Origin of the sequence: Bradyrhizobium sp. 186, from assembly GCF_023101685.1 — a bacterium.
In the GTDB taxonomy this organism is placed as follows: domain Bacteria; phylum Pseudomonadota; class Alphaproteobacteria; order Rhizobiales; family Xanthobacteraceae; genus Bradyrhizobium.
Window position 1 is genome coordinate 9100844 of record NZ_CP082164.1, and the last position, 19474, is coordinate 9120317.

The window sequence follows — 19474 nt, forward strand, 5'->3', positions numbered from 1 at the left end:
GACGATTTTTTCTCCGCGACCACTTGGACGGACTCGACTTTTGTTCTCTTTATGTTCTAATTCGGAAATGACCGACCGACCCGCGAGCTGGCGCATGCCGACCCCAAAGCAGATGGAAAAGCTGACCGCTGAAGCCGCCCGTAGGCCAAGCCCCTCCGCTGCTGCTCCAGATGCGCCCCTCCCGGCGGAATACTGGGAATCGGTCCTCAAAGACCCTCGCGCCGGCGCGACCCCGGCCCAGATTCGGCAGCGACGTCTTTCGGAAATTCAGCGTCACGTATTGCGCGTCTCCTGCCGCCGCTGCGAGCGGACCGTCGAAATCCAGACTGCCGATGCAGTCCGATTGTATGGCGGCAACGCGGTCTGGAAGGACGTCGCGCAGCGGCTGCTCGACAACACCTGCCAGCAGCGCACCGGCAGGCATGAAGAAGACGGGTGCTGGCCGGCGTTCGAGACGCCGTAACCCGCTTCCATATCGCCGATCCGATCTCTTTGCGCCTGGATGTCCGGATGGCCCCGAAGTATCACCCTACGCTCCTGTCGGGCGGCGACCGAAAGGCTCTGGCGAAAGAGCTCGGCAAGGCACGCGCGATGGCCAACATCCTGGCGGCTCAATCGGCGGAGACGCGGGGCAAGGGCGAGGCAATGATCCAGCAGGCCGACAGGCTGCTCTGTGAAAGCTGGAACGAGCGGATGTGGAGCGACGGCGAGCCGATCGATCCATCGCCCACCATCGACCAGGCCGTGAATGGAGGCTTTCCCTGGCTGGAGATCCGCTGCGCGCGGTGCAAGACGCCGAGCGACGTCGACCTCGCGGCGATGAAGCATCCGCCGACCACCTTTGTGCATGATCTCGCCAGCCGGCTGCGCTGCCGTAAATGCGCCAAGGCGGGGCGGCGTCCGCCGGCGACCCTGCTACAATTGGCCTGGCAACCGCGCCATCCTCGGACCGAAGCTTGAACGATGTGCAATCTTTACTATGCCGACCTCTGGATTATGCCGACCATTGGCCCAGAACTGTCTCTGGCTGCGGTGATCGCTGCGTCGGAGTCGGCATAATCCGATTGATCCCACAGGTGTGTAGTCTCCCTCTTGCCAATTGAAGGGAGGCTTTCATGTTGATTGATCTGTCACGAGTTAGGGTTTCGGGTCCGCTTTCGGCATTCGCGACCGGGTTTGCCGACCACATGACAAGACAAGGCTATAGCCAACAGCAGGCCCGCATTCAGTTATTGCTGCTAAACCGCCTGAGCAATTGGCTTGTGAGCAAGGGGCTCGATGTAGGGGAACTACGAGCAAAGGAAGTAGGGCAGTTTCAGCTCAGCCGTCATGAAGCGGGTGACAAAATTCTTCGCTCTATCAGAGCGATGCAGCCGATCCTCGGTTACCTGCGCGGTCTTGGGATCGCACCGGCGGCTTCGTCGCTCCCGGTCAGCGGAGTGCTTGAAGCGGCCCTGGCGCGATACCGAGGTTACTTGATACTTGAGCGTGGCATCAGGAATGCGTCAGCGTCCCGGTATATTGAACTGATGCGCCCCTTCCTTCAAACCAAGGTCTTGCCGGACGGCCTTACTCTAGACCTTCGAAGCCTGACGGCGGCTGACGTCATTTCTTTTGTGGTGACAAACTGCCCTCGCCTGAGCCCTGGGACGGCCGGGCTGACGGTGTCGGCCCTTCGATCACTACTCGGTTTTCTTTACGTCGACGGCGCTATCGATCGGTCACTGGTGTCTGCGGTACCGACCGTTCCCGGTCGGCGATTAACCGGATTGCCGAAGGGATTGGCCGCTGACCAAGTGCAGCGCCTTCTGGCGTCCTGCGACACCAGCACCCGAAGTGGCTGTCGTGACTTCGCGGTCCTGACCATGCTTGTTCGCCTGGGCTTGCGGGCAGGCGAAGTCGCCAAACTGCAACTTGAGCATATCGATTGGCGAGGCGGCGAGATCGTGATTGCCCACAGCAAAGGCAATCGCTCCGAACGACTGCCATTACCTGCAGATGTCGGCGAAGCAATCGCGGCTTACTTGCATCACGGCCGTCCCGCAAGCGCGCAAGGCCGAATGGTGTTTGCACGGATCACAGCTCCGCATCACGCTCTCACCACTGGCGCGGTAACGCAGATTGTTCGCCACGCTGGCGAACGGTGCGGCTTTGAACGGATCCATGCTCACCGGCTGCGTCACACCGCAGCGACTCTGATGCTACGCGGCGGTGCATCGCTGCCCGAGATCGGACAACTCCTGCGCCACCGCAACGCCATTACGACATCGATCTATGCCAAGGTCGATCGCGATGCTCTGCGGTCGATCGCTCGCCCCTGGCCGGGTGTCGTCGCATGAACGCTCTCCGCAAGGCTCTCGCAGACTACTTTGTGGTTCGCCGCGCCCTCGGCTTTAAGCTCTATCGAGCCGAGAAGCTCCTCGGTCAGTTTCTCACCTTCGTCGAGGATCGCGGCGAAGATCATCTGACAACCGAGGCGGCGCTCGCTTGGGCGACACTCCCTAAGCGCGGTCGAACCTGGGCGTTTGCCCGGCTTTCCGTTGTTCGCCGCTTCGCTAAACACCTGCGCGGGATCGACCCCGCGACCGAGGTGCCCCCGACACACTTGCTGGTGCAGCAAAAAGGCCGAGCCACCCCCTACCTATATTCGGAGTCGGATATCGCGGCCCTCATCGCCGCAGCCGGGACGCTGCGGACACCGCACCGAGTGGCGACATTTCGGACATTGATCGCTTTGCTTGCAGTGACCGGAATGCGGGTTGGGGAAGCGATCGGCCTCGACCGCGACGATTTTGACTCCGTCATTGGACTACTCACCATTCGGAACGCAAAGTTCGGCAAGTCTCGCCAATTGCCGCTGCATCCGAGCACCGTGGCTGCACTGGTTGATTATCTGCGTCGAGACGACCGTCCGGCAAACTCGTCGAATACGCCGGCACTGCTGGTCACTACGGTTGGCACCAGGTTCCGCTACATGGGCGTCCAGCCCGTCTTTCGTCAAATTGTGGATGTCGCCGGCCTCAAGCCGCGCTCTGCCTCATGCCGTCCGAGGCTGCATGACCTGCGGCATGGATTTGCCGTCAATACCATCCTTGACGGATATCGAGATGGCCGGGAGCCGGGGAACCGGATCGCGTTGTTGTCGACCTACCTCGGCCACGTCGATCCTGTCAGCACATACTGGTATCTCTCAGCTGCGCCGGAGTTGCTGACGCTGGTTGGTGATCGTTTGGAGCGGCACCTCGGAGGTGCCGCATGACCGCACTTGCCCCAACCCTGCAAGCGTTCTTCACGGAACGCCTCATCCGCCAGCGCCAAGCTAGTCCCCATACACTTGCGGCCTACCGGGACACGCTGCGGCTGCTGCTGGTCTTCGCGTCCGCGAGGAAAGACGTCGAACCATCGAAGCTAGACATCGACGATCTTGATGCGCCGCTCATCGGCGCCTTCCTCGACCATCTTGAGAAGCAGCGGGAGAATAGTGCGCGCACTCGCAACGCTCGACTTGCCGCCGTCCGTTCGCTGTTCCGGTACGCAGCGCTTCGACATCCCGAGCATGCCGCCATAATCGAACGCGTGCTTGCCATTCCACGCAAGCGTTTCGACCGGAGGATCGTCACTTTCCTGATCGAACCGGAACTCGATGCGCTGTTCCGCGCACCCGACCGCTCGACCTGGACCGGGCGGCGCGACCATACCTTGCTTACGCTCGCGGCCCAAACGGGCCTGCGTGCGTCAGAATTGATCGGCCTTCGCATCAGCGATGTTCATCTCGGCACTGGCGCCCATGTCAGTTGCATGGGGAAAGGACGGAAGTTGCGGATCACACCGATTACCTCGGGTATGGTCGCCCTCCTGCGTGTTTGGCTCGCCGAGCGCGCTGGTCAGCCGACGGAGCCACTTTTCGTCACCCAGTCGGGGACGTCACTCAGCCGTGACGCCGTCGAACATCGGCTCGCCAAATACGTTCAGATCGCCACCCGCGCCTGTCCGTCGTTGGGACTGAAAACCATCAGCATGCATGTGTTGCGTCATAGCGCCGCGATGCGACTGCTGCGGGCAGGAATTGAAACCTCGGTGATAGCACTTTGGCTCGGCCATGAGCAGGTCGAAACCACCCACATCTACCTACACGCGGATATGGGAATCAAGGAACGCGCACTGGCCGCGACAGCTCCAACGGTCGCCACTCCCGGTCGTTTTCGACCGAACGACAAGCTTCTCGCATTTTTGGAGGCACTGTGATTATGCCGACTCCGATGCAGCGATCACCGCCGCCAGAGCCCGTTTTGAGCCAATGGTCGGCATAATCCAGAAGTCGGCATAGTAGAGAGCGTTTTTAGATTGGCGGCGCGTTACCGAAGCTTCAAAGTGCGCCGCTGTGAGTGCGCCGGTAAGCTAAAAACGTGTTGGACGAAGCCGCCTAGCGCGCCGGTGCTGCTATGGAAATTGGATGCTGCATCCCAGCGGACAGTGCCGTCGCTGAGGCTTCTGGGACATGCTGAATGCGGTCTTGATGGCGAAATATTCTAATCGAGACATGTTTTTCCGGACGGAAAGACCGGCGACGCCTGCGCTTGGAGGCCCGATGTCGGAAGCGTGATAATAGGATGCGTGCTGTCTACCTTAGCAGATAGAAAGAACAATGATCAATGATTGGAAAAGCCCGACCGTCATGAAGTGTCCGGAAAAGGTGGGTCTTGCGACGCAACGGGCGCGAGCACCTCGATGCACACCATCTGCCCTTGACGGCAAAAGGGACATTCCCGCAGGGAAACGCCGGTCAGCTCCTCGACCTTGTCGCGATAATCGCGCCCTTCCTTCGGTTTTGGCGGCCTATCGGATTGCTGCATTCCGAGCAGTTCGCGGCAGCGGGCGAGCTTTTGCTTGCGGTAGCGGTTGCCCAGGAAACCGTAATAGCGGATGCGCTGAAATCCTTCGGGCAAGACATGGACGAGAAAACGCCGGATGAACTCCCCGGCGTCGAGCGCCATCACCTTTTGCCGGTTCTCGTTGCGATAGTCCTTCCACCGGAAGCATACCTTGCCATCCTCGATATCGACGATCCGGTTGTTGGCGATTGCCACCCGGTGTGTGTAGCGTCCGACATATTCCAGAACCCGTTCAGCGCCCGCGAAGGGTGGCTTGGCATAGACTACCCAGTTGACCTGGCGGGCGGGATCCAGATAGCGCCGGAATGCGACGGGATCGTGCAGCCGTTCCAATGACGAAAAGAATCGCAACTCGCCGGCATCGAATGCCTTTTGCAGACCTTCGAGAAACAGCCGCCGGAACAGTCGGGAGAGCACAGCGACTGGTAGGAAGAAGCCGGGACGGCACGCGATCCAGCGGCTCCCGTCCGGCGATAGCCCGCCGCCGGGCACGACGCAGTGGAGATGGGGATGATGGCTGAGATTCTGACCCCAGGTGTGAAGCACCGCGAAAAACCCGATCTCCGCGCCGAGATGTCGCCGATCGGCAGCGATGGTGCGCAACGTCTCGGCGGCTGCGTGGAACAGGATCTTGTAGACCGTGCTGGCATTCTGGAAGGCAATCGCGGCGATCTCGTCGGGAACGGTGAAGACGACATGGAAATACTGCGTATCGAGAAGCTCTTCCCGCCGAGCCTCGATCCATTCCGCTCGGGCGAGCCACTGGCACTTGGGGCAACTGCGGGAACGGCAGCTGTTGTAAGCGATCCGTCGTTCGCCACAGCGGTCGCACTGTTCGACATGGCCTCCGAGCGCCGACGTTCGGCAGCGCTCGATGGCAGTCATCGCTGCGCGTCGTTCGGTCGATAGCAAGGCCCAGTGCTGCTCTCGCCAGGCAGCACCGTAGCGACGGAATATATCCGCGACCTCCGGACCCGAGCGGCCCATGAGGCTGGCCGTCAGAAATGTTCGGGCGCTGGCGGCGAGGAGGCCTTGGGGATCGGACGCGGCAGCAGTTCAAGCGGACTCGTCGCCGCGCAGACCTTGTTGGTAGCGATCCGCAGATATTGAGCGGTCGTTGACAAGCTGCGATGGCCGAGCAGGAGCTGGATGGTGCGGAGATCGGCTCCAGCTTCGAGCAGGTGCACCGCAAATGCGTGCCGCAGCGAATGAGGTGTCACCGGCTTGGAGAGTTTCGACATCCGATGTGCTTGGCGGCAGGTGGCATCTACGGCGCTTGTCGATATCGGTTCTCCAGCAACGGCGCCGGGAAACATCCATGCCCCGGTGGGTCGCACGGCGCGCCAATAGTCCGTCAGCACCTCCAGCAACCTGGCCGACAGCATGACGTAGCGGTCTTTCTGTCCCTTGCCCTGCTCGACGCGCAGCACCATGCGCTGACGATCGATAGCCTCAGGCTTCAGCCGGGTCGCCTCGGAAATACGTAGACCGGCGGCATAGCATGTCGTCAGGATCGCCTGGTGTTTGAAGCTCTCGATGCAGCCAAGGAAGTGCAGCACCTCCTCAGGGCTGAGAATGACGGCCAGTGTCTTTGGCGCCTTTGGGCACGGAATGATCCGGTCGAAATCCCAATCGAGGCCGAGCGTGACGCGGTAGAGAAATCGAAGCGCTGCGACGGTCACTTGCACCGAGCGTGGCGCCAGCTTCTTCTCGTTCGTCAAATAGACCTGGTAGGCGTGGATATCCTCCGGGCCGAGCAAAGCCGGCGATTTAGCGAAATGCCGGGCGAACTGCGAAACCTGCAGCAAATACGAATCCTGCGTGTTTCGCGACAGGTTGCGGACCTGCATGTCTTCCATCATGCGTAACCGAAGCGAGGTCATAGCGAACTCCTTGACAAGAGGCACGCTGCGCGCGGGCAGCAACACCATCTTGCCAAGGGCAAGCGCTTCTGAAATGGGGTGGATTACGTCGCTGTGCGGGTGGTGCCGGGGTCAGGGACACTGGCTGGCTTCGACGGGGGACACGCCGCGCTCAACGCGGATACCCTCCCGCGGAGCGGGTTCGTCCAGTAAAGATTATGTCGACGTCGGCATAACCTCTACTCGATCACGACCAACCAGGCGGCCATCATCGCGCTGTTTCGTGTCGTGAACCGATACGTTGGCAATCTGGCTCCGATGCCGGGGGTTTTCCCCGATTACAAGGCACCGATCGTGCGCAACGGGGACGAGGGCCGCGAACTTGCTACGGCGCGATGGGGGATGCCATCGTCGTCAAAGGCACTGATGGACGCCACCAAGAAACGGGCCGAAAAACTGCAGGCCAAGGGCAAGCCCGTCGATTTCAAGGAGTTGCTGCGGATGGAGCCGGACGGCGGCACGACCAACATCCGCAACGTGAAGAGCCAACACTGGACGCGATGGCTGGGCGCCGAAAACCGCTGTGTGGTACCGTTCAACTCCTTCAGCGAGTTCAACAAGGCGGAGGGCGGTGATATCTGGTTCGCGCTCGATGAGACCCGTCCGCTCGCCTGCTTCGCCGGCATATGGACCAACTGGACGTCCGTCCGGAAGGTCAAAGAAGGCGAGACCACCAACGACCTCTACGCGTTCCTCACGACGGAGCCGATCGCCGAAGTCGGCGCCATCCACCCCAAGGCGATGCCGGTGATCCTGACAACGCCGGACGAAGTGGACGCCTGGATGACGGCTCCTTCGGACGAGGCTCTGAAGCTACAGCGGCCGCTTGCCGACGGCACGCTCCGAATCGTTGCCCGCGGCGTCAAGGAAGATACCGCCGGGCTAGCGCCGTGACCATCGAGGACGATGAAGACCAGGCAGCTTCCCCAAGCCGCCAACGCAAGATCATCCACATCGACATGGACGCCTTCTATGCATCCGTCGAGCAGCGGGACAATCCGGATCTCCGCGGCAAGCCGGTCGCCGTCGGCGGATCCCGGGAACGCGGCGTCGTGGCGGCGGCCAGCTACGAAGCGCGCAAGTTCGGCGTCAGGTCGGCCATGCCATCGGTGACCGCGAAGCGGCAATGCCCAGACCTGATCTTCGTGAAGCCGCGTTTCGAGGCGTACAAGGCGGTCTCGCAGCAGATCCGCGAGATCTTTGCAGAGCACACGGCGATCATCGAACCGTTGTCGCTGGACGAGGCCTATCTGGACGTCACGGAAAACCTGCAGGGGATTTCGCTCGCGCGGGACGTCGCGTTCGCGATCCGTGCGAAGATCAAGGAGGTAACCGGCCTCAACGCTTCAGCCGGCATCTCCTACAACAAGTTTCTCGCGAAGCTCGCCTCCGACTACCGTAAGCCGAACGGCCAGTACGTCATCACGCCGGAGATCGGGCCGGCGTTCGTCGAAGTCCTCCCCGTCGGCAAGTTTCACGGTATCGAGCCGGCGACCAGCGCCAAGATGAACTCCCTCGGTCTCAACACCGGTCTCGACATGCGCAATCAGTCGCTCGAATTCATGCAAGCCAACTTCGGCAAGGCCGGAAGCTACTATTATTGGATCTCGAGAGGCGTCGACAATCGTGAGGTCCGCGCCGACAGGATCCGGAAATCCGTCGGCGCTGAAAACACTTTCTTGAGCGACCTCACCGAGTTCGAGACGATGCTGTCTGAACTGCAGCCGCTGATCGACAAGGTCTGGCAACATTGCGAAGACAAAGGCACGCGGGGCCGGACAGTGACTCTAAAGGTGAAGTTCGCCGATTTTGAACTGATCACCCGGAGCCGGACGGTGACCGGCGCGGTCGGCAGCCGCAGCGAGCTGGAGGGTGCGTCGGCTGAGCTGTTGAAGCTCTATTCCCGATGAAGAAAGCGGTCAGGCTCCTGGGAGTTTCGATTTCCGGCTTTATCTGCGAGAACGTCATACCGCCGCAGATGCCGCTTTTCCAACAGCTTTAATTGAGCCTATGTGAGACCCGCGATGACGCAACTGGATCAGTTTACACTGACGACCGTCCCGATCGAGCAGTACTTCGACCATATGCCACTCGGTCAGGGCACTGGATTCACGTGGAAGATTGGAGATCAACACTACCTCGTGACCAATTGGCACGTGCTGACGATGTGCGATTTTTTCACTCGGGCGAATTTGAGAAAAGATGCGGGCCGGCCAAACATCCTGCGCACGCTGTTCAACATCCGCACTGGATCGTTTGAAAAGCAGAGGTTGGACATCAAAATCAGAGACGAAAATGATAGGCCGCTTTGGCTGGTACATCCCAGCAGGCGGGTGGACATCGCGGTTTTGCCGATTCCATTCAAGCAAGAAGGGCTGACCATCGCCCTGTATCCGCTCAACATCCTGGCCAACGCCGCGCTTCGCATCGAGGTCGGGATGGAGGTATTTATCCTCGGTTACCCTTTTAAAATCTCACCGCCTGCCTATCCCGTCTGGAAGAGGGGAAGCATCGCGTCGGAGCCCGCACTCGCCCGGCTTACGACCGACTACATGCTGGTCGATACTGCCTCGCGTCCCGGCATGTCCGGAGCGCCTGTGATTCGGCGAAGCTGGACAAACCATATGGTCGATCCGGGCGTTGTTGCACTCGTCGATACGCCGCTGAACAAATTCATTGGCGTGTACTCGGGTCGCATGCCGACAGATCATCCGCATCAAGCCCAGATCGGGCTGGTATGGGACGGCTCGTTGATCGACGAAATCATCGCGGGCAACGTCAAGGACGAATAAGCTGTTTCCCATATCTGTCGCGCTGACAACTGCAGCAATGGATCGAGACTTTCAATGGCGGATATTCAGAAGATAGTTGACGATCTCTCGACACTCACGATCAGCGAAGCCGCCGAACTGGCAAAAATGCTGAAAGCGAAGTGGAGCACCGCCGAGCGTGAAGAGCAATTGGTCCTGTTCGAAGATCGCGAGAGAACACGGACAGACCCGTTGCGTCGTGGTGAGCAGCTTTTTGATTTTTACGATAGCAGTGCAAGCCCTGGCTACAGCGAACTGAGATCGGTCGTGAACGGCTGGTTGGCGCGGATGTCCGCGAGTGATCGCGCCGAGCTGATTACCCGCATCTGTTACGGAGGAGATCGCGAGTTCGGGGCGGCGCTATCCGAGCTGTCGACCAATGCCTTCATCGTTGGCTCAGGTTACCGCGCCACACCGCATCCGCAGGTTTCCGGTTCAACGAAGCGACCCGACTTTGCTGCGATCGACCAGACAGACGGGACAGTTGCATACGTAGAGGTAACGACCGTCAATCCGCCGGCCACAGAAGCAGCTGAGAAGAACAGAGAAAACCCAATCTACAACGCAATAAACGGGGCCACAATTCCAGCCGGGTCGATCCTTGGATACAGATTAGCGCGCGCAGGCAAGAGTAGTCCGCCATTGCGGCCGCTCGTCGGTGACGTCGAACGCTGGGCGCGCGACAACGCCGAGGTAGCAAAGACCAAAGAGATCAGTAAGACATTCACCGCGGGAGACTGGATTATTGAGCTCGATCTCTACTCGGGCGGCAGCGACCCCAACCCGCCGACAGAGGCGATCGGAGTCGCTCAAATGCGAGGGGGTGTTATCGCCCCGCACAAGGATCTCCGCGATGCACTGCACGAAAAGTCTCGTAGGTACGGGGCGCTCGAAAAGCCGTATCTAATCGCTGTCGCGGACGGAAAGAACCAGCTGTTCAACAAGGACTCGATCCATTCAGCACTTACCGACGCTGTCTTTGGCGATGAAATCGTGCAGTTCGAAGACGGCACGGCTTATATCGTCCGCGGAAAGAATGGATTCTGGCATGGGCCGAACGGTCCGCGGAACAAGTATGTGAGCGGAATTCTATTATTGCCTGAAACAGGGTTGTGGAAACTGAGAGAGGAGAAATGGCAGCCGGTGCTCGCGGTTAACCCTTGGGCGGTCAATCCTATTCCAGACGCGTTACGAGAGATGAACCGGTTTGAAGCGGACGGCGATAAGTGGGTGTTCCGTAAGGGAGAACGGTTCGCCGACATTATCGGCCTGCCCGAACCGTGGCCACGGATTGAAGAATGATAATGACCCCATGAATTGCAGGCATTGGCGCGCCTAGCGTATGATCCTGCTCGCATCGACATTCGAACCCGCATCTCACGGCGGACGCTCTCGCGCATCAGAACCACAATTATCATACCGACATTTGAGTTCAGAACGGCGATCGATCATTCTTCTCCCAGCGGGAACGACGGACTCGATATTCATCAGTCTTAAAGACGACGCCCTCCACATGGTTCACGCAAACGCTATCTGGCATCACACGAAGACTCGGCTTGCGCGGATCGGAATCAACCTCTGTCCCCGCTAATGCTGGCATGGCAGAATCCGGCCACGCCGGTGTCTTTTGCTGTTTTTCATCCGCCTTTAACGCCGGCGGCGTTTCCTCGATGACCGAGTAATCGTCTTCCCACCCCTCCGCGCTGCTGTGCCCCGTACTGGCCCTGATTTCAGTACCGTTTGGGATTTCCATCGCCTCGACCCGCGCAGCCTTGTGGAATAACACGACGTTGAGCACGTCTCCGGCGACTTGAACCGACGGAAAGATGATGCCGTCGATAGGTACCGAGGATTCAGTTGCTAGAAAATCGGCGACGGCCTGCGTTGCCAGATACTCAAAGGACTCGTCGTCGGGCATGACTGGTTGAGTGATACGGCTACTTAGAGATTTCAGGAATTGCGCTCGTTCCAAGCGGCGCTCAAATTCGAGATCGAAGATGCTTCCGCGCATCTGCACATTCTTGAGCGCCGTCAGATCAAGCAGCCGAAGATTTCGGATGATTTCGAATTGCGCGACGGCAACCTTACTTCCAACCGGAGGCCGCACCTCGGCGATGGCGGCCTTGGGATCATTGGCACCGTAGAATACGGAAATGCCGCTCGCGTTCATGCGACCTGCGGCGGCCAACAGCGCAGGCGGCGACCCGAGCTGCTGATCGGGCCGACACATCGCCACCTCTAGTCTGTTCTCGGACTGAAAGACCCGGGCGCGAAAAAGTGTATGGAAACCCGTTCCGGGCCCTGCATCAACGACAAGAGGCTCCCCCTGCCGCGTCTGCAAATCGTCGACCCCGTCGAAGATTGCGGCTAGATGGGCAGCTGCAGTGCGGCTAAAAAAACGTGCCTCTGTCTTGAGAGAATTCTCGAACCGACGCCATTCCTCGCGCCAGGCGGCATCGCTAACCTTTCTCTCCTGATAGTAGCTATCGCTTGCGAACTCAGTCTCCTCGCCCATAGCCGCGCTGTCGAAATCGCCATGTTCGTCCTCCAGGATTGACTGGACGTCCTGAGCAGCGTCATCAGAAATTTCTGCGGCGTTTTGAATCGCGTACACGACATCTTCGCCATGTCGGTTCCATTCGTAACTCAGCTCCTTATCGCGCTGGAGCATATGTTCGTAGTCGTTCGGCTGATCGGAAGTTCGATAGTAGTGTTGCTCGAACGCAGTCGCCACACGCTCGGCGACCTTGCCAAGGCTGAAGGCGCGACGCGCCTTTTTGCAATAGCTGCACTTGGCCCGTTTCCCTTTTGCTCGAACTTCGTCACTTAGATACTGCTCTCCAATGCAAGAGTAGCAAATGTGCTTAGCTTTGAGTTCATCAATATTTTCGGAATGCACGATATTCCTACCTACTCCGCTGTCGCTTGCTAAGTCGCTGCCTCGCGAGCGGTCTGCCCCCTTCAGCGTTCAACTAGTTGCTGAAGAGAATATCTGAGAGTCTGTCCGGGATCATGCTGTTTTTTGGCAGAGCTTTCGCAGCATGAGGCGGATTGAGGCGAGGCGCAAGAACGCCAATGCCTTTCGGTTGAGGCACTCCCAATCCTTGGCCAAACGGCGGCAGCGGTTGAGCCAGGCGATGGTGCGTTCGACGATCCATCGCTTGGGCAAGATCGCAAAACTCTTTGCTGTATCGGAGCGCTTGACGATCTCGACGTCGATTTGCCGGAGGATTTTGCGAACGGCGGACTGAAAGATCGGCCCCTGATAGCCGCCGTCAGCATAGAGCTTCAGCAGGAATGGATGCAGGCCAAACAGCGTGGCCATCACCAGCACCCCACCGTCACGATCCTGGATGTCCGCCGAATGCACGAGGGCGTGGAGCAGCAAGCCTTGAGTATCGACTAGGATGTGGCGCTTCTTGCCCTTGATCTTCTTGCCCGCATCGTAGCCATGCGGGTCGATCCACGCCCCCCTTTTTCCGCGCTCTTGACGCTTTGACTGTCGATGATGGCGGCGCTCGGGCTGGGTTCTCGGTTAGCCAATTCTCGACATTGTACATAGAGCGCGTGATGGATGCGATCGAGCGTGCCGTTCCAAGCCCACAAGTCAAAATAGTCGTGCACCGTGCTGCGTGGCGGCAGGTCCTTCGGGATCGCTCGCCATTGGCAACCGGTGCTCAGCACATACATCAGGCCATTGATCACCTCGCGCACATCGACCGTGCGCTTGTTGCCGCCTCGCTTGGCTGGCGCAATCAGCGGCCCCACCAACGCCCATTCCTCATCAGTCAAATCGCTTGGATAGCGTAGCCGGCTTCGGTCGTAACGACCGCGGTTCTCCTTCGTCCACATGGGCGCCCCTTCGAATCGGACTGCCACCCTTGAATCACAAATGATTCCGATGATTCAAGATGTTCCCGGACAGACACTGAGGGAACAGGGCAAGCGCAATCTTACCTGAAACGCTTTCGCGATCATCTTGTGCCACTGCGCGTGCTTTGACGATCTTGTTGCGAATACTCTGGACCTCAAAGACAGCCTCCTTGTTGGTCAGTCGAGCGAAAGTACGGATAAGACGCACATAACGTTGTCGTCGCTCGACATTAAGGAAGGAGTTTAGCACTTCGACAAGATTCTGCTGTCGTGACCCGACCGGCCGGCCGTCGACCAACGAGAGCATGCAGTTGATCAATGCATCCACGTCGAGCGCGTGCAGCTCATCGACGTCACCGGGAAGCTTCAATTTGGCGACAAGTTCGCTAAAGAGGGCCTCGCGCTCTTTCCATTTCGTGCCTTTTTCGCCGAGCGCACCGCGCCAGCGCGAGAGAAAGTCGTGATGCCAAGGCGGCCTCGACGGCACCAAGTTTGCGCGCCCCCCGTCGTTCCAGTTTAAGTCCGAAAGGGTGGCTAGTTTCGAGAGCCATGCGTCTCCATTCATCCAGAACGCGCGCAAAATTACGTCCTGCTTCTCTTTCGAGAGGGCAATCGTTTCGTCGTCCATTGAGAACAGATTTTTATCGTGAGAGTAGAAAATGTCCTCAAATGAACTAAGTAGCCGGCCGTTCGTGGGCGGCTCGAAATTCCAGGTGAGCCACATTAGGCGAATGGATGCGTTCTCATAGAAGTCTTCCCGTTGCACTATGATGGGGATCTGCGTGGTGGAAAGTTGGACCTCCACGACGAGTGGCAAGCCGTCATAGATCGCGCGTACGTCCGGGCGCCGTCGCCCATTTCCTTGGATAAGATACTCGTCAACAACGACACTTCCTGCCGTCGTGCGATGGTCGTCTGCTAACAACTCACCGACGATATGCTTGATTTTTGCATGGAGCGGGCTTTCCTGCGCGCCATCAAATTGCTGCGCGCTAATTATATCGACACTAGTACTCGGAATCAGAGCTGAGTGATACGGCGGCCTTTGAAACGGCGTTGACGGACCTTTTTCTTGGTCCAGACGAAGGGCTCGGCTTTGTCGTTGTAGGCGTTGACGTAGGCATCGATGTGGTTCCTGAAGCTGGCTGAGGCTTGTGAAGGAGGTGCCGCTAAGTGACTGCCCCTGCAAGATCGAGAACCAGACCTCGACCTGATTGAGCCAGGACGCGCTTGTCGGCGTGAAGTGAAATTGCACGTTGGGGTGGGCCTTGAGCCAGGGCTCGTTCTTCTTGTGGGTGTTGAGGTTGTCGAGGATGACGTGAAGCTTTCGGCCCGGAAAGGCCGCGGCGACACTGTTCATGAAGTCGAGAAACTCGACGCGGCGACGGCGTTTTGAATGCGTCGCGATGATCTTTCCGGTGGCGACTTCAAGCGCCGCAAACAGCGTTGTCGTGCCATGCCGCTTGTAACTGGCTCTGGCCGGTCAAGGCGCGGCCATTGGGCAACTTCAGGTAACCCTGCGCTCGCTCCAAGGCCTGGATCGAGGGCTTCTCGTCCACGCATAGCACAATGGCCTTCGCGGGCGGGGCGACGTAGAGGCCGACAACATCGGCGGCTTTGGCCGTAAAGTTCGGGTCGTTGCTCTCGCACCAAGACTTGCGAGCCGCGAGGTCAATCTTGTGGCTGCGCAGGAACCGCCAAACATATTGGACGTCAACATCGCCGAGCGCCTCGGCCAGCAGAGGGCCAGTCCAGCGCGCAAACCCTTGCGGGGCCGGCTTATCCAGCAGCTTCAGAATCCGCTTGTCGGTGACCTTCGTATAGATCGGCTGCTTGCCGGGCCGCGGCTTGTCTTGCAGCCCTTCAAGGCCATGATCGGCATAGCGGTGCCGCCAAAGGCTGACAATCCGCGGCTGGACTCCGACTTCTTTGGCGATCGAGCGGGTGCTGCGCCCATCCGCCGCCAACAGAACGATCCGCGCTCGCTTCACATCGCGCTGCAACGTCACCGGCGAGCGACAACACGCCTCAAGCACCTTGCGATCTTTCCGCGAAAGGTGGACTTCTCTTGCTTCGGGGATCATCCATATCTTGAATCACGACTCACGATCCAAGAAAAGTGGGTGCTAGCCGGCGTGCCCGTCCACCGGGGACACACTTGTGGTGCACCTGGGTGGTGTTTCCAGTACGGGTGGCCAGTCCGGCCTTCGCGCGGAGCATAGACGGCATGTCCGCATTTCGCGCAGACATAACGTGCTTTCTTGTCGAGCTGCGCCCGCGTCGCTGTGCGCCGGAGAACCTGATAATCATCCTTGCTCATCGCAATGAGCGAATCACTCGCTCGGGATACTCCTTTCGGCATTCCGACAGCCGGACAAAAATTCCGGCATTCGCGCCGTTCATATGCCTGCCCGCCTTAGTCCAAACGATGTCCTGGGCTAGTTGGGATCGAGGGTCGGGAAGCTCGTGGTAAAGGTCAAAATTGGACCTGAACGGCTTGCCATCAAGGATCCAGATAAGATTGCCGTAGAACGCCTCCCTCGATAGCCGCTCCCCATCCGACATTGCTGAATGCTGCACTTCGATAACGATACCGGTTGGAGTCTTGATGTCAGATCGATGGATCTCGCCGTTTGGAGCAGTATGGCAGATCTCACGGCATTCTGGGGGGAACAGACTTTTCCACTCTCGATGCCATGGCGTCTCGTTCTCCCACCAAGGATCACAGTTTCGTCGACCGGCATGCGCCCAATGGTGCACGACGCGGGGGCCGCACTTCGCGACCATTGCCCCCCCACAGGTTGGACACGTCCCTCCGGCGCCGGGTGAGGCTTCACTTCGCGTTCCACCTACGAGCGCATATTGCATTGGGTGTCCTCCGACGAGCAGTCCAGCGCGAAATGCCAGCTACCATCTTTCATGCAGACCCCAGAGGAGGCGCGTCATCCAAAATAGCCCGCTCGGCTTTCTTGCTCCTGCCGGAGCGTCTGCAATGCTACCCTGTTTGAGGTCGCATCGAACCTCTCGATGAAATGCGCTCGGTCCGCAGTGTCAAGGACCCCGTTCGACTGCGTCTCTTCTTCGAGAAAGCTAAGCAGATTTTGTCGTACCGCCGCGCTTTCGCGATGGATATGCCGGTTAATCAGAAGGTCGCGGGCCGCAGCCGATTGCGTATTCTCAGCAAGCCGCTGCGGCGCGAAAACGGGATCGCGCCGTTCAGCACTTCGAGCGATGAGGATCGTGCGGATGCACCACAGCGCACGCTTAGTCAGCAGGGTTGAGTTGAGTTCGTCACCGAACCGGGCGAGATACATCCCGAAGTCTCTGGCTCGATCAATCTCGCCTTGATAGCTCGATCGGAATTGGAAAGCGGATTGAAGCTTCGCGAGGCAATTGTCCGGATCGATGAGCGGCTTTGCCTCCCGCGTCAAATGGCAGACGAACAGGTCGCCGTCGCGCGCATCATGTTGCAGTTGATTCCATGGATACAAAAAAAGCGAAAGATGACCGACAGAAACGTGACGGGTTTCCCTGTCGAGGCTCACCATAAGAAGATCAGTGTCGGACCCTTCCGCATGATCGGCACGCGCGAGGCTCCCGAACAGTAGAGTTGCGATTACCACCATGGTGGCCGAAAACCCTCGAGAGAAAGCAGCAGACGTTGGTGCCCGAGTCTGATCATGTCGAAGACCGGGATGCTGAAGTTCTTGCGAGAGCTTCAATCGACATCTTTCGCGACATGGCGCGAGCCTGAGTCACCTCGTCTCGGTTCTGCAAAATGATCTGCTGCTTTTCTGGTTTCAGGACACCGGGTTCAACGTCCAGATTGTATTCGCTCATCAGATAGAAGCTGAGACTGAGGCGGCAGGGTCGAATGAGGTGGCCGTCCGTCATTCCGTGCTCCGCGGCAATGGCGGCTTGACGCTCGGCGCTCAGACCTGGATTTGGCAGGATCACAAGATTAATGATGTGAACCCATTCGAAATCCAGCGCCGGATCGACCGACGCCGGCCGATGGTTGGTCACGGACGCGATTCTGTTGAGATTGTAGTCTCGAAAATCGTTGTGATCCCGCGACCAGGAGCGGATGTACCAGCGGCCGGCGCTGTGTGAGAGCGCGTGAGGGGCAATGGTCCGTGACGGCTGCATAGAGCCTGTCAGCGACGCATATTCGATATCGATCTCTGATTTCCTGCGGATGGCATCGAGCACACGCAAGAGCACGGTCGGATCGGTCGGTCGCCGACCCAGTGTCAGCACCTCGACTGGCGGGATGGCGTCAAACCAAGTGTCCTCCGGCCGCATCCAACGGTTTTCGATTGCGACCAGCTGCAGCAGATAGCGCTCGATCGTCTCGCCGATGAAGGCGGGCGAAAACGCCTCCGCGCGCGTGTACGCCTTTTCCGCCCTGTCATAGTGCAGGTTTCCGGCGGCGAACTTTTCATATTGAGCGATGTCGGCGGACGCTTGCTGCGTCGAGATGCCGAATGTGTCCGCCAAATCGCTTCGATTGAAGCGACCATCCCAAAAGAGGCGGAAATCGATGAACTCAAGACGTCGGCGAACCCCCCAGCGCAACTGTTCGCCACCGTCCTCCATCCCAAATCCTCCTAGAAACTCGATTCTACACATAAAAACACGTCTAGTTACTTGACTAACGTTCGCTGTGTTCCCATATCTTATGGATGGACGCGAGGGGCGGCAACCTCGCCTTTCGGAAAAGACGCCGTCTGGGTGGGAACATCTAGGGAACATCAACAAGTTGAGAACCAGGACGCATCACATGACTGCTTCCATTACCTTCTTTCCCGTTTCTAACGGCGACATGACTCTCGTATGTCTTGATAACGGCCAAAACCTGCTGATCGACATTAATATCCGTGCCGACGCGGACGACGAAGACCACGAAACTCCCAACGTCGCCGAAGATTTGAGAGGGCGGCTCAAGCGCGACGATGCCGGTAGACTTTATGTTGACGGCTTCCTCTTGAGCCATCCGCACTCCGACCATATCACCGGGCTGCGCAATCACTTCCATCTTGGGCCGCCGAAAGAGTGGAAGGAAAACGACGACAAAATCCTGATCCGCGAGATGTGGTCATCGCCGGTCGTTTTCCGGCGGGCGGATGCAAACGGAGAAAGTCTGTGCGAAGACGCCAAGGCCTGGGCCAAGGAAGCACGGCGACGTGTCGCGCTCTTCCGTGAAAAAGGCTCGTCAACCGCCGAAGGCGACCGCATTTTGATCCTGGGCGAAGATGTTGACGGCAAGACCGACGATATTCTCGACATCGTCATCAAGCTCAATGAAACGCTTAGTGCCTGCAATCGTCTGGCCGACGGCGCATTTGAGGCAAGGCTTCTCGCACCGTTGCCACCCGAAGACGAAGATGACGAGGAGACTCTACGGCACAATCAGTCGTCAGTAATCCTTCGCTTCTCTCTCAGGGGCGGTGGCATCAGCGATCGTTGCCGGTATCTGACAGGCGGTGACGCCGAAGTCGAAATCTGGAAACGCTTGTGGAAGTACCATGGGAAGACCAATTCCGACTGGTTCACTTACGACATCACGGTGCCGCCCCACCATTGCTCGTGGCGCAGCCTGAGTTCTGATCGCTGGAGTGAGCTGGGCGAGAAAGTCAAAGTGGATAGTGACGCGCGAAATGCCCTTTCGCAGACGCGCAAAGGCGCGATCATTGTCGCGAGCTGCAAGCCCATCAAGGCCGACGACGATAATCCGCCGCACGAACGCGCCAAGCGGGAATATGTCGATATCCTCGATGATGATGCCGACCGTTTTTTCTGTACCGACGAATATTGGGCGGAAAAAAAGCTGGCTCTTACGTTTGAGGTAAAATCCAGCGGCATCGTCCGGAAGATCGGCACGGCTGCGGCGCTCGCGGCGCCCGCGCTTGGCATCAGCTCTACCGCATCGCATGCGCGCCCTCACGGATCAGCGCAGGGACGTCGGGACGAATAG

The 19474-nt window shown here is 58.7% G+C and carries 15 protein-coding genes and 3 pseudogenes; 10 read left to right on the forward strand and 8 right to left on the reverse strand.

Annotated features, from left to right (window positions below):
- The first annotated feature begins 67 nt into the window (after positions 1 to 67).
- The 5 genes from IVB18_RS43340 (at position 68) to IVB18_RS43360 (ending at position 4245) form a co-directional block, all read left to right on the forward strand.
- Positions 68 to 463, forward strand: coding sequence for a hypothetical protein (locus tag IVB18_RS43340; RefSeq protein ID WP_247986195.1), 396 nt, complete (start codon positions 68 to 70; stop codon positions 461 to 463).
- 47 nt (positions 464 to 510) lie between these two features.
- Complete coding sequence (locus IVB18_RS43345) at positions 511 to 960, forward strand: hypothetical protein (protein WP_247986196.1); 450 nt, start codon at positions 511 to 513, stop codon at positions 958 to 960.
- Positions 961 to 1115: 155 nt separating this feature from the next.
- Positions 1116 to 2339 (forward strand): site-specific integrase, encoded by a 1224-nt coding sequence (locus IVB18_RS43350; RefSeq protein WP_247986197.1) that lies wholly within the window; start codon positions 1116 to 1118, stop codon positions 2337 to 2339.
- On the forward strand, positions 2336 to 3259 hold the full coding sequence (locus IVB18_RS43355) for a tyrosine-type recombinase/integrase (RefSeq protein WP_247986198.1): 924 nt from the start codon (positions 2336 to 2338) through the stop codon (positions 3257 to 3259). Before IVB18_RS43350 ends, IVB18_RS43355 begins: the two co-directional genes overlap by 4 nt.
- Positions 3256 to 4245, forward strand: coding sequence for a tyrosine-type recombinase/integrase (locus IVB18_RS43360; protein WP_247986199.1), 990 nt, complete (start codon positions 3256 to 3258; stop codon positions 4243 to 4245). The genes IVB18_RS43355 and IVB18_RS43360 overlap by 4 nt, the downstream gene beginning before the upstream one ends.
- 428 nt (positions 4246 to 4673) lie before the next feature.
- Here the strand turns inward: IVB18_RS43360 and IVB18_RS43365 are convergent, their stop codons facing one another.
- Together IVB18_RS43365 and IVB18_RS43370 are read right to left on the reverse strand one after the other, a co-directional pair.
- Complete coding sequence (locus IVB18_RS43365; RefSeq protein ID WP_247986200.1) at positions 4674 to 5879, reverse strand: IS91 family transposase; 1206 nt, start codon at positions 5877 to 5879, stop codon at positions 4674 to 4676.
- 11 nt (positions 5880 to 5890) lie between these two features.
- On the reverse strand, positions 5891 to 6775 hold the full coding sequence (locus IVB18_RS43370; protein ID WP_247986201.1) for a site-specific integrase: 885 nt from the start codon (positions 6773 to 6775) through the stop codon (positions 5891 to 5893).
- 297 nt (positions 6776 to 7072) lie between these two features.
- Between IVB18_RS43370 and IVB18_RS43375 the strand changes: the two genes are divergently transcribed.
- The 4 genes and pseudogenes from IVB18_RS43375 to IVB18_RS43390 all read left to right on the forward strand — a co-directional run.
- Complete coding sequence (locus IVB18_RS43375; RefSeq protein WP_346732597.1) at positions 7073 to 7708, forward strand: SOS response-associated peptidase family protein; 636 nt, start codon at positions 7073 to 7075, stop codon at positions 7706 to 7708.
- Positions 7709 to 7773: 65 nt separating this feature from the next.
- Positions 7774 to 8816: pseudogene (gene dinB / locus IVB18_RS43380) on the forward strand (DNA polymerase IV).
- A gap of 22 nt (positions 8817 to 8838) precedes the next feature.
- Complete coding sequence (locus IVB18_RS43385) at positions 8839 to 9606, forward strand: serine protease (RefSeq protein ID WP_247986202.1); 768 nt, start codon at positions 8839 to 8841, stop codon at positions 9604 to 9606.
- A 54-nt stretch (positions 9607 to 9660) separates the two neighbouring features.
- Positions 9661 to 9750: pseudogene (locus IVB18_RS43390) on the forward strand (50S ribosomal protein L7/L12); the annotation flags it as partial.
- A gap of 1306 nt (positions 9751 to 11056) precedes the next feature.
- On the opposite strand, the gene IVB18_RS43395 reads toward IVB18_RS43390, so the two are convergent.
- The 6 genes and pseudogenes from IVB18_RS43395 to IVB18_RS43420 form a co-directional block, all read right to left on the reverse strand.
- Positions 11057 to 12523, reverse strand: a complete 1467-nt coding sequence (locus IVB18_RS43395; protein WP_247986203.1) for an RES domain-containing protein — start codon at positions 12521 to 12523, stop codon at positions 11057 to 11059.
- Between the two features lie 111 nt (positions 12524 to 12634).
- A protein-coding gene (locus tag IVB18_RS43400) for an IS5 family transposase (protein WP_247986204.1) occupies positions 12635 to 13476 on the reverse strand; the annotation gives its coding sequence in 2 pieces (ribosomal slippage) (positions 12635 to 13104 and positions 13104 to 13476; 843 coding nt in all).
- Positions 13477 to 13510: 34 nt separating this feature from the next.
- A complete protein-coding gene (locus IVB18_RS43405) occupies positions 13511 to 14578 on the reverse strand; it encodes a DUF6035 family protein (RefSeq protein WP_256477131.1) in 1068 nt (355 codons plus the stop codon).
- A pseudogene (locus tag IVB18_RS43410) lies at positions 14518 to 15581 on the reverse strand (IS630 family transposase). Before IVB18_RS43410 ends, IVB18_RS43405 begins: the two are co-directional and overlap by 61 nt.
- Before the next feature lie 858 nt (positions 15582 to 16439).
- A complete protein-coding gene (locus IVB18_RS43415; RefSeq protein WP_247986206.1) occupies positions 16440 to 17123 on the reverse strand; it encodes a hypothetical protein in 684 nt (227 codons plus the stop codon).
- A 52-nt stretch (positions 17124 to 17175) separates the two neighbouring features.
- The gene (locus tag IVB18_RS43420; RefSeq protein WP_247986207.1) at positions 17176 to 18096 is read right to left on the reverse strand and encodes a WYL domain-containing protein; all 921 of its coding nucleotides are present in this window, start codon (positions 18094 to 18096) and stop codon (positions 17176 to 17178) included.
- A gap of 184 nt (positions 18097 to 18280) precedes the next feature.
- Between IVB18_RS43420 and IVB18_RS43425 the strand changes: the two genes are divergently transcribed.
- Entirely contained in the window at positions 18281 to 19474 is a 1194-nt protein-coding gene (locus IVB18_RS43425) for a hypothetical protein (protein ID WP_247986208.1), read from the forward strand.

Bases quoted from the DNA above. Each gene is read 5' to 3' on its own strand.
- IVB18_RS43340 (WP_247986195.1), top strand. From the start codon at position 68: ATGACCGACCGACCCGCGAGCTGGCGCATGCCGACCCCAAAGCAGATG.
- IVB18_RS43345 (WP_247986196.1), top strand. From the start codon at position 511: ATGGCCCCGAAGTATCACCCTACGCTCCTGTCGGGCGGCGACCGAAAG.
- IVB18_RS43350 (WP_247986197.1), top strand. From the start codon at position 1,116: ATGTTGATTGATCTGTCACGAGTTAGGGTTTCGGGTCCGCTTTCGGCA.
- IVB18_RS43355 (WP_247986198.1), top strand. From the start codon at position 2,336: ATGAACGCTCTCCGCAAGGCTCTCGCAGACTACTTTGTGGTTCGCCGC.
- IVB18_RS43360 (WP_247986199.1), top strand. From the start codon at position 3,256: ATGACCGCACTTGCCCCAACCCTGCAAGCGTTCTTCACGGAACGCCTC.
- IVB18_RS43365 (WP_247986200.1), bottom strand. From the start codon at position 5,879: ATGGGCCGCTCGGGTCCGGAGGTCGCGGATATATTCCGTCGCTACGGT.
- IVB18_RS43370 (WP_247986201.1), bottom strand. From the start codon at position 6,775: ATGACCTCGCTTCGGTTACGCATGATGGAAGACATGCAGGTCCGCAAC.
- IVB18_RS43375 (WP_346732597.1), top strand. From the start codon at position 7,073: ATGCCGGGGGTTTTCCCCGATTACAAGGCACCGATCGTGCGCAACGGG.
- IVB18_RS43385 (WP_247986202.1), top strand. From the start codon at position 8,839: ATGACGCAACTGGATCAGTTTACACTGACGACCGTCCCGATCGAGCAG.
- IVB18_RS43415 (WP_247986206.1), bottom strand. From the start codon at position 17,123: ATGGTGGTAATCGCAACTCTACTGTTCGGGAGCCTCGCGCGTGCCGAT.
- IVB18_RS43420 (WP_247986207.1), bottom strand. From the start codon at position 18,096: ATGGAGGACGGTGGCGAACAGTTGCGCTGGGGGGTTCGCCGACGTCTT.
- IVB18_RS43425 (WP_247986208.1), top strand. From the start codon at position 18,281: ATGACTGCTTCCATTACCTTCTTTCCCGTTTCTAACGGCGACATGACT.